The organism is Streptomyces aurantiogriseus (assembly GCF_014649375.1).
Classification (GTDB): Bacteria; Actinomycetota; Actinomycetes; order Streptomycetales; family Streptomycetaceae; genus Streptomyces; species Streptomyces aurantiogriseus.
The window spans coordinates 1-15,585 of record NZ_BMSX01000019.1; the positions used below are offsets into that span (position 1 = coordinate 1).

Annotated in this window: 13 protein-coding genes; 7 read left to right on the plus strand and 6 right to left on the minus strand. The window is 70.0% G+C overall.

Annotated features, from left to right (window positions below; translation table 11 throughout):
- The coding region (locus IE263_RS33275) for a zinc-binding dehydrogenase (protein WP_189941598.1) at positions 1-309 on the plus strand (309 nt) is incomplete at its 5' end.
- Positions 310-642: 333 nt separating this feature from the next.
- Complete coding sequence (locus IE263_RS33280) at positions 643-1,575, plus strand: EamA family transporter (protein ID WP_229911302.1); 933 nt, start codon at positions 643-645, stop codon at positions 1,573-1,575.
- Between the two features lie 367 nt (positions 1,576-1,942).
- Here the strand turns inward: IE263_RS33280 and IE263_RS33285 are convergent, their stop codons facing one another.
- Positions 1,943-3,475 (minus strand): carboxylesterase/lipase family protein, encoded by a 1,533-nt coding sequence (locus tag IE263_RS33285; RefSeq protein ID WP_189941599.1) that lies wholly within the window; start codon positions 3,473-3,475, stop codon positions 1,943-1,945.
- A 79-nt stretch (positions 3,476-3,554) separates the two neighbouring features.
- Between IE263_RS33285 and IE263_RS33290 the strand changes: the two genes are divergently transcribed.
- Positions 3,555-4,154, plus strand: a complete 600-nt coding sequence (locus IE263_RS33290; protein WP_229911303.1) for a TetR/AcrR family transcriptional regulator — start codon at positions 3,555-3,557, stop codon at positions 4,152-4,154.
- On the plus strand, positions 4,151-5,767 hold the full coding sequence (locus tag IE263_RS33295) for a CocE/NonD family hydrolase (RefSeq protein ID WP_189941601.1): 1,617 nt from the start codon (positions 4,151-4,153) through the stop codon (positions 5,765-5,767). The genes IE263_RS33290 and IE263_RS33295 overlap by 4 nt, the downstream gene beginning before the upstream one ends.
- A 180-nt stretch (positions 5,768-5,947) precedes the next feature.
- Here IE263_RS33295 and IE263_RS33300 read toward each other — a convergent pair whose 3' ends face one another.
- On the minus strand, positions 5,948-6,601 hold the full coding sequence (locus tag IE263_RS33300) for a TetR/AcrR family transcriptional regulator (protein WP_189941885.1): 654 nt from the start codon (positions 6,599-6,601) through the stop codon (positions 5,948-5,950).
- 281 nt (positions 6,602-6,882) lie between these two features.
- Between IE263_RS33300 and IE263_RS33305 the strand changes: the two genes are divergently transcribed.
- Complete coding sequence (locus IE263_RS33305; RefSeq protein ID WP_189941603.1) at positions 6,883-8,355, plus strand: MFS transporter; 1,473 nt, start codon at positions 6,883-6,885, stop codon at positions 8,353-8,355.
- Between the two features lie 151 nt (positions 8,356-8,506).
- Positions 8,507-9,298 (plus strand): SDR family NAD(P)-dependent oxidoreductase, encoded by a 792-nt coding sequence (locus IE263_RS33310; RefSeq protein WP_189941605.1) that lies wholly within the window; start codon positions 8,507-8,509, stop codon positions 9,296-9,298.
- 346 nt (positions 9,299-9,644) lie between these two features.
- Here the strand turns inward: IE263_RS33310 and IE263_RS33315 are convergent, their stop codons facing one another.
- From IE263_RS33315 to IE263_RS33330, 4 genes are all read right to left on the minus strand, one after another.
- On the minus strand, positions 9,645-10,835 hold the full coding sequence (locus IE263_RS33315; RefSeq protein ID WP_189941887.1) for a PP2C family protein-serine/threonine phosphatase: 1,191 nt from the start codon (positions 10,833-10,835) through the stop codon (positions 9,645-9,647).
- A gap of 554 nt (positions 10,836-11,389) precedes the next feature.
- Positions 11,390-12,904 (minus strand): glycerol kinase GlpK, encoded by a 1,515-nt coding sequence (glpK, locus tag IE263_RS33320; protein WP_189941607.1) that lies wholly within the window; start codon positions 12,902-12,904, stop codon positions 11,390-11,392.
- Between the two features lie 11 nt (positions 12,905-12,915).
- Positions 12,916-13,746: an MIP/aquaporin family protein gene (locus IE263_RS33325; RefSeq protein WP_189941609.1), complete on the minus strand. Its 831-nt coding sequence runs from the start codon at positions 13,744-13,746 to the stop codon at positions 12,916-12,918.
- Positions 13,747-13,847: 101 nt separating this feature from the next.
- The gene (locus IE263_RS33330; RefSeq protein WP_189941611.1) at positions 13,848-14,036 is read right to left on the minus strand and encodes a hypothetical protein; all 189 of its coding nucleotides are present in this window, start codon (positions 14,034-14,036) and stop codon (positions 13,848-13,850) included.
- A 144-nt stretch (positions 14,037-14,180) separates the two neighbouring features.
- Between IE263_RS33330 and IE263_RS33335 the strand changes: the two genes are divergently transcribed.
- Positions 14,181-15,320 carry a glutathione-independent formaldehyde dehydrogenase gene (locus IE263_RS33335; RefSeq protein ID WP_189941613.1) on the plus strand — a complete coding sequence of 380 codons (1,140 nt, stop codon included), beginning with the start codon at positions 14,181-14,183 and terminating at the stop codon, positions 15,318-15,320.
- Positions 15,321-15,585: the final 265 nt, after the last annotated feature.

Genomic DNA, 15,585 nt, shown 5'->3' on the forward strand with positions numbered 1-15,585 from the left:
GACACACTCGCCGTCTACGGACGCCTGGTCTCCTTCGGCAACGCCGGCGGAGCCGAGCCCTGGCACGTCGGACAACCCGAGCTCTACGCACAGGGCCGCACCGTCGCCGGCTTCTCCATCCTCGCCCTCGCCCAGTCCGCCCCCCAGGCCCTGCGCTCACTCACCGAACGCGCCTTCCGCACCGTCACCGACGGCACCGTCACCCTCCCCGTCACCGCCGAGTTCCCCCTGACCGACGCCGCCGAAGCCCACCGCCTCATGGGCAGCCGCACGTCCACCGGCAAACTGCTGCTGCGGATCGCCGACTGAACCCGACGACTCCGGAAACAGTCCGGCCCAGGATGCAGTGCAGGACGCCGATGCAGGCGCGTCGGGAGCGCGCTGGGCGCAATGGAACAGGCCTCCGAACCCGTCCGTCGCGCCGTGCGCTTCTGAGGCGAGAGCCGTAGGTCGCGGTCCGGAGCCGCATGGCCTGACCTGCCAGGCAAGGACAGCCACAGCCGGCCGTGGACCCAGTGGTCGGCAGACGACAAGCGCGAGGGCCGGGCGGCTGAAGCCGTCGCGTTGTCCCGCAGCCGAGACGACAGGAATTCGGAGAAAGAGATGCACCACAGCAGCGTGGCCCGGCGCTATGCAGGGGCCGTGGGGAAAATACCCGCTCCTGGGCTTGTGCTGGGTGGCGTCTGTGGAATCCAGTTCGGCGCGGCCTTCGCACCCCAGGTGTACCCGCAGGTGGGTGCTGCGGGCGTCGTGTTCCTCCGGTTGCTGATCGCGGGAGTGCTTCTCTGTCTGCTGTGGCGGCCGCGGCGGCGGGCGTTGAACTCGGTGAAGGGTGCCTGGGCGACGGTGATCGGCGCCGGGGCCCTGTTGGCGGGGCACCACCTCGCTTTCTACGAGGCGGTGAAGCACATCCCGCTGGGGGCCGTGGCCACGATCGAATTCCTCGGACCGTTCGCCATCGCCCTCGCCGGATCACGACGGGCGGTCGACCTGCTGCCGGCCTGTCTGGCGGCCGGCGGTGTCCTCCTGCTCGGTGGCGGCGGCGTCCCCCTGGCCCCGGGCGGCCTCGCCCTGGCCGCGGTGGCGGCGTGCTGCTGGGCCGGCTACATCCTCGTCTCCTCCCGGATGGCGCGGCACCTCAGCGGCGGCGAGGGCCTGGCGCTCGCGGTGCTGTGGGCCGCACTGCTGAGCGCCCCGTACGGCGTCGCCCACGCTGGGGGCGCACTCCTGGACCCCCACGTGCTGTGGGTGGCCGCAGTGGTGGCGGTCGCGTCCAGCGTGCTGCCGTACTCGCTGAACCTGGAGGCACTGCGCCGGATTCCCCCTCGTGTGTTCGGCGTGCTGACGAGCCTGGAGCCCGCCGCCGGCGCGCTGTTCGGCCTCCTCATCCTCGGGCAGCGGCTTGCCTGGCCGCAGTGGCTCGGCATCGCCTCGGTCGCCTTCGCCTCCGTCGCTGCCACGTTCCTGGGAGCTGGGGAGCGACGGAGCTCGCGAGTGAGCACGCAGGGCAAGCCGTCGCGGGGTGGGCATCCTTCCCGGACCGAAAGCGACAACTTCGCAGTGCGGGTCGAGTGACCCGGCGGGCGGCGCCGGGCTTCCGTGCCGGGACGGCGGTGACCATGGCGGCCGGTGAGTCGTGGGCGGCGATGGTTCCCACGGCCGCGGTCGCCGCGTACACCGTCGCCACGCGGAGCACCCGGTGAGCAGCCTGGCTGTCGGGAGGTTCGGCGGCGCTGCTGCTGTACGGTGCGAGCGCGCTCTGGCCGAGTCCGCAGTGGTCGTGTACCGCCTGGTGGCAGCGGGGCAAGTTCGGTGTGCTGACGGCGGTGGGAATCGGGCTGGTCCGACCTGGTGACGCCCTCCCGACGCAGTCCGCCTGAGCGGCTTCCCGGAAGCTGCTCAGGCGGTCGGTGTCAGGGGCGGTGCGCAGCCGCGGCCGGCGTCAGGCGGTCAGCAGGGGCATCGCCTCGAAGACGTGGTTCTGCCACAGGCGGCGCGAGGTCTCCTGCGGGTACGCCGTGACCGACGGCGTCGTGTCGAAGATCCTGGTCAGGCGCTGCTGGGAGTCGTAGGCGGGCCAGCCCGGGTCGCCCGAGGCGGCGAAGGACGTCCAGGCCGTACGGATCTGGGACGTCAGCTCGCGGGCCTCAGTGATGTTCTCGGGGCCGATGGCGACCGGGCCCAGGTGGGCGTCGTAGGTGCCGAACAGCAGGGGGCCGTCCAGGCCGTGGCAGGCGCGCAGCAGTCCGCCCTGGCCCGGGGACTGCCAGGCCAGCTCGTACAGGTACGCCTTCCCGCCGCCGGCGACCTGCGCCTCGGCCAGGTGCAGCGCCGGCATGCGGAAGAGCCAGTCGGTCTGCACGAGCTCGAACAGGTCCTCGGCGGACGCGTCCGAAAACGCCTCGCGGTAGGCCCGCTCGCCTTCCTCGCCCGGACCGAAGTGGCGCAGCGCCTCCGTCGCCTGCTCCTCGGTGACCTTGCCGAACAGGTTGCCGAAGAGGAAGAACGTGCGCCATTCGTCGCGGTTGTGACCGATGATCAGCTCCACGTCGCGTCCCGCGCCGCCCGCCAGCCCCTGCCAGGGCGTGACCGGCAGCACTTCGCCGTCGACGACGGGCGAGAAGAGCGACAGGGTGTGCGCGAACGAGCCCCAGCGGTCCTCGTGCTGCCGCATCTTCTCCTGCAGCGCGTGCCCGACCGCCGGGAGCTGTCGCGGGTCCACGCCGGAAAGATCCCTGGCTGTCGGGCGCAGGCCCGCCTCGGCGGCGATCGCGGTCGCGACGTCCCGGGCCAGGGCGTCGGAGAAGAACGTGCCCGGCAGGCTCTGTCCGACGGCCCGCCGGAAGAGCCCCGCCGCGCTCGGCATGACCATCAGCGAGGCGATGGACCCGGCGCCGGCCGAGTCGCCGAGGACGGTCACCTGGTCGGGGTCGCCGCCGAACTCCGTGATGTTCTCGCGCACCCATTGCAGGGCGGCGACCTGGTCGAGCAGGCCCCGGTTGGCGGGTGCGCCCTCGATGCGGGCGAAGCCCTCGATGCCGAGGCGGTAGTTGAGCGACACGAACACCACGTCGCCGTGGCGGGCGATGTGCCGGGCGTCGTAGCCGGGGCTGCCGGAGAACCCGTGCTTGTAGGCGCCGCCGTGGATCCACACCATCACCGGGCGACGGGCGGCCGGGTCCGGTGCGGGCGTCCAGACGTTGACCGTCAGCCAGTCGTCGCCCGTGCCCATGAGGAAGTCCCCGCCGCTTCGGCCGCCCATGTTCGCGTCCTGCGGGGCCGGCGGACCGAACTCGTAGGCCTCCCGCACGCCGTCCCAGCCGCGCACGGGCCGTGGCGCCTGGAAGCGGGCCTCGCCGAGCGGGGGCTCGGCGTACGGAATGCCCCGGAAGACGGCCAGGCCGTCCTCCGTACGACCGCGCACCACACCGGCGGTGGTACGGACCTCGGGCTCAGGGGATTCGACTGCGGACATGGATGCTCCTTCGGCAACTTCAGTAAATCGATTGATTTAACAGTTGCCCATCTTTTGACATCTGTCTAGCCTCGTCGGCATGCAGGACCGACAAGCCCGCCGAGTGCTCCGCTCCCGCGCCGCCCTCATGGCCGCCGCCGTCCGCCTGGTCTCCGAGCGCGGCACCACCGCCATCCCCGTCATCGACTTCTCCGAGGCCGCGGACGTCAGCCGGCAGCTGGTGTACATCCAGTTCGGAGACCGTGACGCGCTCCTCGTGGCGGCCGCGACCGACCTCGTCGAACGGGAGCTCATCCCTGAGGTCGGGGACGACAGCGCACCGCATCGCGCGCGCCTGCTGGCGATGGCCCGGCACTTCGTCCGGCACCGGCCCTTCTACCGCGCGATGCTCACCGGATCCTGCGCCTTCCCGATGACCCGGGCGCTGAACAGGCTGTTCGGCTCGCTCATCACCATGACGGGCCTGCGCGAGACGTTCGGCGACCTGGACGAGGCCACGGCCGAGGACCTGAAGGCGCTGATCACGGGCGGGACAGGCGCGATCGTCAACGACTGGCTGATCGACGCGGACGACCCCCTCGACCCCGAAGAACTGGCGGACCGCCTGCTGCGCCTCTCGACGGTGCTCGTCAGCAGCCGTCCCGCCCTCGCTCCCGCCCCCGGAGGCAGCCCCCGATGAACCTGAGCAGCCACCTCGTCCAGCGCATGCTGCGCCTACCCCCACCCCTCACCAGGGACCTGACCATCGAACGCGATTTGCGCGTCCCGATGCGCGACGGCGCCGTCCTGCTGGCCGACCGCTGGACTCCGAAGGCAGGCGGCGACGGCCTGCCGACCGCGCTCATCCGAGTCCCCTACGGCAGGGCGGGCCTGATCGGCGGGCAGATGGCCCGGCCGCTGGCCGAACGAGGCTTCCAGGTGCTCGTCCAGAGCACGCGCGGCACCTTCGGCTCCGACGGCCCCTTCGACCCGCTGCGCCGCGAACGGGAGGACGGTCTCGACACCATCGACTGGGTGATCAAGCAGCCCTGGTTCGGCGAGTCGATGATCCTGCACGGTCCCAGCTACCTCGGCTTCGTCCAGTGGGCGGTCGCCGACGCCGTACCGCCCCAGGTCAAGGCCATGATCCCGGTGGCCTCCGAATCGGCCCTCACCCTGGACTTCCTCCGCAGTGACGCGTTCTCCCTGGAGACCCCGTTCGTCTGGGCCGTCCAGGTCGCCGGCCAGGAACGCCGGTTCGCGATGCCCCGCCAGATACTGGGGGCGAAGAAGGCCCAACGCGCCCTGCACACGCTGCCGTTGAACCAGGCCGACACCGCCGCCATGGGCCACCGCTACGACTACGTCCAGAACATCCTCGACCACGACGCCGACGCGCCGTTCTGGCAGGGCCTCGACCACCGCCACCGGGTCGCCGGCATCCAGGTGCCGGTGAGCAGTGTCGGCGGCTGGTACGACATCTTCCTGCCCGGCCAACTCCGCGACCACCGCGTCCTCCAGGACGCCGGACGCTCCCCTCTCCGCCTCACCGTCGGCCCCTGGACCCACACCTCCATGGGCATGGGACAGGTGGCCTTCGCCGAGGCCCTAGACTTCGGCCTCCCCCTGGCCCAGGGCGAGGAGCCGGCCGAGCGCGCCCCGGTACGCCTGTTCGTCATGGGCGAGGAGAAGTGGCGCGACTTCCCGTCCTGGCCGCCACCGGGGTACGAGCCCCAGCGCTTCCACCTCCAGCCGGGCGGCGCGCTCTCCACCGAGCCGCCCGCCGACTCACCCCCCGACGGCTACCGCTACGACCCTGCCGACCCCACCCCCGCCGTCGGCGGCGTCCGCATGGCCTTCGGCATCAAGTCCGGCCGCGTCGACAACGCCGAGCTGGAGGCCCGCCCCGACGTCCTCACCTACACAACTCCCGTACTGGACAAGGACGTAGAGGTCATCGGAGACGTCAGCGCAGAGATCTTCTTCCGCTCCGGCCTGCCCTACGCCGACGTCTTCGTCCGCCTCTGCGACGTCGACGCCGACGGCCGCTCCACCAACGTCTGCGACGGCCTGACCAGCCTCACCGACGCCGACGAGACCTCCAAGGCGGACGTGAGGCTGTGGCCGACCGCGTACCGCTTCAAGCGCGGCCACCGCATCCGGGTCCAGATATCCAGCGGCGCCTTCCCCCGCTACAACCGCAACCCCGGCACCGGCGAACCCCGCGCTACTGCCACCACCCTCCGCGCCGCCGACCAGCACGTCTTCCACGACCCCGAACACCCCTCCGCCATCATCCTGCCGACGCGGTAAGCCCGCGAACCAGGATCTGGCGGCTGTGGGGCAGAGCCTGAGCCTCACGGCACAGCCTCACGCATCGCGGCTGCGGGCCGCTCGGTCTTCTCTGACTCGACGTCGCTGAAGACCAGGCAACACCAGCCTTCGCCAGGGCTGCCCGTCGGCCCCGCAGAAACCCACCGAACGGGCCGCCGGTCACGCCTCTCGCGTGACGGGCGCCTGCCACAGGGCGACGACGGCGTCGATCAGGCCGTTCGCGGCATCCCGCCAACTGGCGCGGAAAGTCGGCTCGTTGTCCGCAAGGGCGCGCTCACGTTCGGCGGTCATCTGGGTGATGAGGTGACGCGTCATGGCGCTGCGCTCGGCGTGCACCTCGGCCGGCAGGTCGGGCAGACAGCGATCCAGGCCGTCCTGCAGCTTCTGCATCGACGGTGAGGCGGCCGCGAACTCCTCGGTCGTGACCGCCCGCAGAGCCGGGTCGGCCGTGACCTGGGCGATGAACCGACCGTACCAACTGGGGGCACCCAGTGCCTCCACATGCTCGATGACGGGACGCACCGCGCAGGCCACCCAGTCCCGCAGGTCGGTGGAGTCACCGATGGCGGCCAGCATGCGCAGACGGCCGGCCTCTATCCCCTCGGCATGCCGGCGGGCGATGGCGCGCACCAGGTCGATCTTGGTGCCGAAGTGATAGCTGACCGCGGCATTGTTGCCCTGCCCGGCGGCCTCGCTGATCTGACGGTTGGCGACCGCATGCACCCCGTGTTCGGCGAACAGCCGCTCCGCCGCACTCAGGAGCGCCTCACGCGTCGCACTGACCTGCTCGTCCCGCCTCGTCCTGCCGGCCATCATCCATCACCACTTCGGGACATCACACCATCCGCGAGGGCCCGTCCCCCAGGCCGTCGCAGATCCTCGACCGGGTCGGCGAGGTCGAACGACGAAAGCGTACGCAATGTCACGGCCGGCACATGCCACCCTCCTCCACGACCTCTCCACACGGCGTTCCTGCTGGATTCAGTCAGCCCGACTTGAACCCGGCCAACCCTGGGAGTAGTTTTTAAATCAACCCGTTGATTTAATTCTACCCGGGGCTACCACCCACCTGCCTGCTCAGACGGAGACCAGCCATGCCCGAAACCCCCACCCGGCCCGCAGACACCACGGCGTCCTCACCCCCGAACCCGAACGTGATCGTCGCTGTGCTGGCCTTCGCCGGGATCGTGGTCTCGCTGATGCAGACCCTGGTCATCCCGATCGTGCCGAAACTGCCCGAACTGCTGAACGCCCCGGCCTCGGACACCGCCTGGGCCGTCACCGCCACCCTGCTCGCCGCCGCCGTCGCCACCCCCATCGCCGGACGCCTCGGCGACATGTACGGCAAGCGCCGCATGCTCCTGACCAGCCTCGCCATGCTGACGATCGGCTCGGCCATCGTCGCTCTCAGCGACTCCCTCAACCCGGTGATCATCGGCCGTGTCCTGCAGGGCCTGTCCGCCGGCGTCATCCCGCTCGGGCTCAGCATCATGCGCGACGAGCTGCCCGCCGACCGGCTCGCCGCATCCACCGCGCTGATGAGCGCCTCCCTCGGCATCGGCGCCGCGCTCGGCCTGCCCATCGCCGCCTTCGTCGCGGACAACTTCGACTGGCACACCCTGTTCTGGGCCTCCACCGTCATGGGCGCCGTCGCGCTCGTCACCGTGCTGACGCTGGTACCGGAGTCGAAGGTGCGCACCGGCGGACGCTTCGACCTGATCGGCGGCCTCGCCCTGGCGGGCGGCCTGGTCTGCCTGCTGCTGGCCATCTCCAAGGGCGGCGACTGGGGCTGGGGCAGCGGCGCCACCCTCGGCCTCTTCGCCGCAGCCGTCGTCATCTTCCTCGCCTGGGGCCTGCTCGAACTGCGCACCACCCAGCCGCTGGTCGACCTGCGCACCACCGCACGCCCCCAGGTCCTCTTCACGAATCTCGCCGGCCTGGCCTTCGGCTTCTCCCTCTTCGCGATGCAGCTGATCGTCCCGCAGATCCTCCAGCTGCCCGAACAGACCGGCTACGGCCTGGGCGAGGACCTGCTCACCGTCGGTCTGGTCCTCGCACCCCAGGGCCTGATCGTCATGTTCGCGGCCCCCCTGTCGTCGAAGATCTCCGAGGCCAAGGGACCCAAGCTCACCCTCATGATCGGCGCTCTCATCGTCGCCGCCGGCTACGCCCTGAACATCGTGATGATGAGCGAGATCTGGCAGCTGATCCTCGTCTCCTGCGTCATCGGCGCCGGCATCGGCTTCGCCTACGGCGCCCTGCCCATGCTCATCATGGGCGCGGTCCCGGTCTCCGAAACCGCCGCCGCCAACGCCTTCAACACCCTGATGCGCTCCATCGGCACCTCCATCGCCAGCGCCGCCTCCGGCGTCATCCTCGCCCAGATGACCACCGACTTCGCCGGCCACGCCCTGCCCTCCGAGAACTCGTTCAAGGTGATCATGGCCATCGGCTGCGGCGCCGCCCTCGTCGCCCTGCTCCTGGCCTCCTTCCTCCCCCGGCATCGCGCGGGCGCCACGGAGCACGGGATCCCCGCCGCAGTGGCCGCCCCCACCCAGAAGGCGTAAGCGTCCCGCGTCCCTCGCAGCTACGGCGGCACGGTCGGTCGGCGGCGTCGCCGAACTCCGCCCGCGTGTACCGACCGCCTGACCCACCGCACCACCTTCCCGGGCCGGACACTCTCCGCTCCCGGGAAGCCCACAAGAACCGGAGCAGAAGATGACAGTCGAAGAGCGCGTGGCGAACTCGCCGTACCCGTCGGGCGGTTTGCTCGAGGGCAAGGTGGCCGTGATCACCGGCGCCGGTGTGGCCGAGGGGATCGGCGCCACCTGCGCGGCGGTGTTCGTGAAGGAGGGCGCGCAGGTCCTCACGGCCGACATCAGCGGCGGACAGGTGGAAACGGCCGTCGCGCTCGGCCCCTCGGTGAGCCCGTTCCGGGCCGACGTGACGCGCGAGGAGGACGTCGAGGCGATGTTCGCGCACGCCCTGGAGGTGTTCGGGCGCGTGGACATCCTGGTGAACGTGGCCGGCAACCCGGGTGGGCGCCGCGGTGCGGAGGTCACGGTCGAGGAGTTCGAGTCCCTGACCTCGGTCCACCTGCTCGGCACGGTCCTCACCAACAAACACGCCGTACGGACGATGCTGCCCACCGGCGGCGGCGCCATCGTCAACTTCTCCTCCGCAGCCGCCTTCAACGTGGACGGAAGGATCTCACCGGCCTACTCCGCGGCGAAGGCCGGCGTCAACGCTGTCACCAAGGCCGTCGCGGTCCAGTACGGCGCCCAGGGCATCCGGGCCAACGCGGTCGCCCCGGGCTTCACCCTCAGCAGGAAGAACCACGCGGTGCCGCCCGAGATCATGGCGGACCTGGAGAGCCGGGCGGCTCTCGGCCGGGCCGGGCAGCCGGAGGAGCAGGCGCACGTCGCCGCGTTCCTGGCCTCGGACCGGGCCTCGTTCGTGACCGGCGTGATCGTTCCCGTCGACGGTGGCTGGTCCGTCAAGCTCGCCTGAGGACGTAGCCGGACGCGCGTGGCAACACTGCCGCCTGCCGGTCATCCGTCGGCAGGCGGCAGTGTTCTCGCAGCGGGCGACCATCGGGCCGTCCTGCACATGGTGCTTCGGTCGGTGTTGGTCGGGTGTTCAAGGTTGCGTGCGGTGATCCTGTAGGCGTTTGGTATGGCGAAGGGCAGCCGTGCTTGCTGCTCCACCGTCGTCGCATGATCAGATGGCGGCAGCATCGCGTGCCGGTGACGGACTGCGTCAGGCATGGAGGTGCGGAATCGAAGGGGCCGCCATCCGTGGCTTTCCGTGACGGCGACCGTGTAGTCGCCTCGAGCCGGCAGCTCGCTCAAGCGCATCAAGAACTGCGTCGCCAGGGCTGCTGCTTCGTGCGGGCGGCTGAGGCTTGCCGAGTGTCCGCGCCGGAGCTGACGTGCCGCTGGGTCTCCTGAGGGCCGTGCCAGTCCAGGCACATAACGGTGGCATCGTCTTCGAGCCAGCCGTCGGCGGCGTCCCGGACTGCGGACGTCAGCGCCAGCGCGGTCTCCCGCGGGTGCAGGTCCCTGGTGCGCTCCAGCAGGGCGGGCAGGTCGACCTTCTCCCCATGACGTTCGAGCATGCCGTCGGTGAACATGAGCAGACGGTCACCGGGGCGCAGATCGAGGTCCTGAACGCGGTAGTGGTGGGGCGCGAACACGGACAGCCCGAAGGGATGGTCCACCTCGCAGGTGATCACCTCCACAGCCCCCTCGCGCATGCGCAGTGGCCAGGGGTGACCGGCGTTGACGAGCTGGGCCTGCCCGGTGTGGAGATTGATGCGCAGCAGCTGCCCAGTGGCGTGACCCTGGCCGTGGTCGGCCAGCGCCTGGTCGGCCCGGTGGGCCTGCTCGGGCAGGCCGGCTCCTGCGCGGCGGGCGCCGCGCAGGGCGCTCACGAGGACCGTGGCGGCCAGGGCGGAGTCGATGTCGTGGCCCATGGGGTCGGTCACCGACACATGCAGGGTGTCGCTGTCCAGGGTGTAGTCGAACGTGTCGCCGCTGAGGTCTTCGGAGGGCTCCAGGTTCCCGCACAGGGTGAACTGGGCAGCCTCGCACGACAGTGACGGGGGCAGGAGCTGGTACTGGATTTCTGCCGCCAAGGTGGGGGGCCTGGAGCGTTTGCCCCAGGTGTAGAGGTCGGTGAAGCGCCCGTTGGCGATCACTATGTAGGCCAGCGCGTGGGCGGCTTCCCCGACCGCATCAAGGACGTCCTCGCCGGGGTCGGCAGGCAGGAGCAGTTCCAGCAGCCCGATCGCATCCCCCCGGTTGGTGACCGGCATGATCACCCGCTGTCCCTGGCCGGTCGCCTCCTGATACAGCCGCTGGGTACGGATCACCTCCTCGTAGGCGCTGCCGAACATGGGGATCCGCTCCGCCTCCCGCCCACCCTCCGCAGGGGCGGTGGACAGCCGCGCTACCGCTCTCCCTGTCAGGTCCACGATGAGGAAAGAGACCTTCGTGGCCTGGAAACGCCGCCGCAGGTCCTCCGCGACCACGTCGACGGCGTCCACCGGCGCCGCCGTCTCCGCTGCCGTCAGCAACCGGGGAAGTCCACTCTGCACACCACTCACGACCGCAATCCCTTCCACCACCCCCGCCTACCAGCTTGAGAATTGCCGCGCTGAGCGTCAATACATGAAAAGTCACGGTAAGCGAAGACAGTCATGTCATGGGTTCGCGGAAATGAGCAAGCCCCGACGCCCGCCTGCGCGCGCGGCCGTCACGACTGCTCTCGTCGCGAAACTCGACGAGGGTCTGGCCGCGTCCGCCCCGCTGCTGAGCCAAGCCGCGGGGCCTGTCCACCGATCTCGCCGCCGGCCACGTCCACGACCCGATCGCCGGCATAGCGCTGTGCGGCGTCGATGGCCTCCTCGACGCTGTCGACGAACGTGAACGGCGCCGTGCCGGCATGCTCCCAGTTCGCCCGCGGTTCGTGTGCGAGGGCGCCCGCGGCCGGCAAACTGCGCACGGGCGCTCCCACCGCAGGCTCTGCGGACACGAGATCGGCACCAGCTCGAAGCACGCCACCCGCTCAGCTTGAACACGCAGGCGCCCGGCGTCCCGGTTATTCGACCTCGACCCAGTCGAGGGTGCGTTCCACGGCCTTCTTCCAGCCCGCGTAGCCCTTCTCCCGCTGCTCGTCGCTCCACTGTGGCTGCCACCGCTTCGACTCGTGCCAGTGCAGGCGGAGCTCGTCGGTGCTCTCCCAGAAACCGGTGGCGAGCCCCGCCGCATAGGCGGCGCCGAGCGCGGTGGTCTCGGCGACGACCGGGCGGCTGACCGGTACGCCGAGGATGTCGGCCTGCATCTGCATGCACAGGTCGTTGGCGGTGACGCCGCCGTCGACCCGCAGCACGTCGAGTGCCACCCCGGAGTCCTGTTCCATCGCCTCGGCCACATCGCGGCTCTGGTAACAGATGGCCTCCAGGGTCGCCCTGGCGAGGTGTGCGTTGGTGTGGAACCTGGCGAGACCGACGATCGCCCCCCGGGCGTCGGAGCGCCAGTAGGGCGCGAACAGGCCGGAGAAGGCCGGAACGAAGTAGATGCCGCCGCTGTCCTCCACCTGCCCGGCCAGTGCCTCGACCTCGGCGGAGGAGGAGATGATCCGCATCTGGTCGCGGAGCCACTGCACGGCGGACCCGGTGACCGCCATGGACCCCTCCAGCGCGTACACCGCCGGCGCGTCCCCGAACTGGTACGCCAGCGTGGTCAGCAGACCACTCCTGGACCGGACGATCTCCGTGCCGGTGTTGAGGACCAGGAAGTTGCCGGTGCCGTAGGTGTTCTTCGCCTCGCCCGGGCGGAAGCAGACCTGGCCGACGGTGGCCGCCTGCTGGTCCCCGAGGACGCCGGTGATGGGTACGGCGGTGCGCAGCGGACGGGTGGTGCGGGTGGTCCCGAACGCCTCCGGGTGGGAGGACGGGTTGATGGCCGGGAGCATGGCGCGCGGGATGCCGAAGATGTCGAGCAGTTCGTCGTCCCAGTCGAGGGTCTCGAGGTTCATCAGCATGGTGCGGCTGGCGTTGGTGACGTCCGTGGCGTGGATGCCGCCGTTCGGACCGCCGGTGAGGTTCCACAGGACCCAGGCGTCCGTGTTCCCGAAGAGTGCCCGCCCGCTCTCCGCGGCCTCCCGGACACCGTCGACGTTCTCCAGGATCCACTTGATCTTGCCGCCGGAGAAGTACGTCGCCGGTGGCAGCCCCGTCCTGCGCCGGATGAGGTCGCCGTGCTCCCGCTCCAGCGCCGCGGCGATCGAGTCGGTGCGGGTGTCCTGCCAGACGATCGCGTTGTAGTACGGCTGGCCGGTGCTGGGATCCCAGATGACGGTGGTCTCCCGCTGGTTGGTGATCCCGATGGCCGCCAGGTCGTCGGCGGACAGGTCGCCCAGGCGGAGAGCGTTCTGCATCGTGGAGTTCGTACGTTCCCAGATCTCCACGGGGTCGTGCTCGACCCAGCCGGAGCGCGGGAAGATCTGCTGGTGTTCGAGCTGGTGGCGTGCGACCTCGTTGCCGTCGTGGTCGAAGATCATGAAGCGAGTGCTGGTGGTGCCTTGGTCCACCGCACCGACGAACTCGGGCATGGCTGTCCCTTTCACTTCTCCGGCGCGGGCACCCGGCCGGGCTCCTGCTCGGTGACCGGCAGGTAGCGGCCGATCAGCAGGCGGTAGAGCAACGCGCCGACCAGGCCACCGACAAGGGGACCGACGATCGGTACCCAGAAGTAGAGGTCGCCGTACTGATCACGCCAAGCGCCTCCGTAGCCCGTCAGGAACGCTGCCAGGCGGGGCCCGAGGTCACGGGCTGGATTGATCGCGTAGCCGGCGTCGGTTCCCCAGGCCATGCCGATGGCGACGACGATCAGGCCGATGATGAACGGGGCCAGGTTCGCGCCCGGCGGCGTGTTCAGCAGGTCGGTCACCGCGAAGATCAGCAGCACCAGAATGGCAGTACCGATGATCTGGTCACGGAAGGCACCCAGCTGGCTGATCGGAAGGCCGCCGTTGCCCGGCAGGGTGGAGAAGACGATCTCCGTCTTGTCGGTGTGGCCGGGGTCGGCTGCTGCCAGTACCTCGCTGTAGTTCCAGCGCACCAGCAGGGCGGCGACGAAGGCGCCCGCCGTCTGGGCCAGCGCATACGGCAGGACCTTGGCCCACGGGAAGCCCTTGAAGGCCGCGAGCGCAAGGGTGACCGCGGGGTTGAGGTGGGCGCCGCTGACGCGCGCTGCCACGTAGACGCCGAAGACGACGCCGAGGCCCCAGGCCCATGCGATGCTGTCGTGGTCGCCCAATGCGCCGTCGGTCAACGCGCCACCGGCGACGACCTGCGCGACGACACCGCATCCGAAGAGAATGAGGATCATGGTTCCGGCGAACTCGGCTGAGAGTTCGCCGACGAGACGTGCCTTGGATGTAGGTTCCGGCATGTTCAGAGCGTCCGCGGCGCGGGCGCGATCGGCATCCGCAGGGGGGCCGATCGGGTGAACCGCCTCCGGGAGGCCGTTCCGCCCGGAGGCGGAACGGCCGGTCAGGCTTCGGCGGCGTCCTCGGTACGGCCCTCGGTGAACTCCCACCAGGCAAGGGGCAGCCAGTCCCCGTCGACGAAACCGTCCACTGCCGCCCCCCGGCCGCTGATCGACACGGTGGTTCCGGGCGGATAAGTGGTGCCGGACAGGCCGGACACAGGGACGAGCAGGGTCCCGAGGCGTCGTATCACTGTGCGCTTTCTTTCGCTTCCACAGAGGCAGATATGTGTCGACAGTAGCCAACTTGTCCTATGGCACACAACGGGCGGAGCATGAGATAGAGCACAAAAACACGAGGACGCGAAAGAAGCACGACCGGGCGGAGGTGCGTAGGCATGAAGGCCGTCGTCTACAAGGGACCGTTCGAAGTCGCGGTCGAGCAGGTGGAAAACCCTGGACTCCAGCACCCGAACGACGTGATCGTCCGCGTGACGTCCACGGCGATCTGCGGCTCCGACCTGCACATGTATGAGGGCCGCACCGCGGCCGAGCCGGGCATCGTGTTCGGCCACGAGAACCTCGGAATCATCGAGGAGACCGGGGACGGAGTCTCGACGCTCAAGCGGGGCGACCGGGTGGTCATGCCCTTCAACGTAGCCTGCGGGTTCTGCAAGAACTGCACGGCCGGCTTCACGGGGTTCTGCGTGACCGTGAACCCCGGGTTCGCGGGCGGTGCGTACGGCTACGTCGCGATGGGACCGTTCATCGGAGGACAGGCCGAGTACGTACGGGTGCCGTACGCCGACTTCAACTGTCTGAAGCTCCCGGAAGGCGATGCCAACGAGAGCGACTTCGTCCTGCTCGCCGACATCTTCCCGACGGGCTACCACGGCAACGAGCTGGCCGACGTCCGTCCTGGCGAGAGCGTCGCCGTCTACGGTGGCGGGCCGGTCGGCCTGATGGCCGCCTACTCCGCCCTGCTGCGCGGCGCCAAGAAGGTGTTCGTCGTCGACCGGGTGGCCGAGCGGCTGCAGAAGGCCGAGGAGATCGGCGCGATCCCGGTCAACTTCGCCGAAGGCAATCCGGTGGAGCAGATCAAGGACCAGACGGAGGGAGAAGGCACCGACAAGGGCATCGACGCGGTCGGCTACCAGGCCCAGGCACGGGGCGAGGACCGCGAGGAGCCGGCGACCGTCCTGAACTCGCTCGTCGAGACGGTGCGGCCGACCGGAGCGCTGGGCATTCCGGGCCTGTACGTTCCGTCCGACCCCGGCGGGCCGGACGAGCAGGCCAAACAGGGCAAGCTGGTGGTGGCCATCGGCAGGCTCTTCGAAAAGGGACTGCGCCTGGGCACCGGTCAGTGCAACGTGAAGCGCTACAACCGGCAGCTGCGCGACATGATCATCGAGGGTCGCGCACGGCCCAGCTTCGTCGTCTCGCACGAGCTGTCGCTCGACGAGGCGCCGCAGGCGTACGAGAAGTTCGACAAGCGCGTCGAGGGCTACACCAAGGTGGTCCTGCACCCGAACCGGTGACCTGACGCGCCACGTCTCATGGCAAGTGGGCGATGTCTGGCCCGTCACTTCCCCCGTGGTGACGGGCCAGAACCGCGTTCAGCGGGCGAGGGCGACGGTGATGGGCTGGTCGGGGCAGGCAGCGAGGCGCTGGGCGAGCGTGGCCTGCTCGGCTGAGTCGATGGTGAGGCGATAGCGGGTTCTGCCGGCGACCCAGTCGGTGACGTAGCCGAATGTTGGCTTCCTCCCTGAGGAGGCCGGCGTCCGAGTTCCGGCCTGGGGTCGT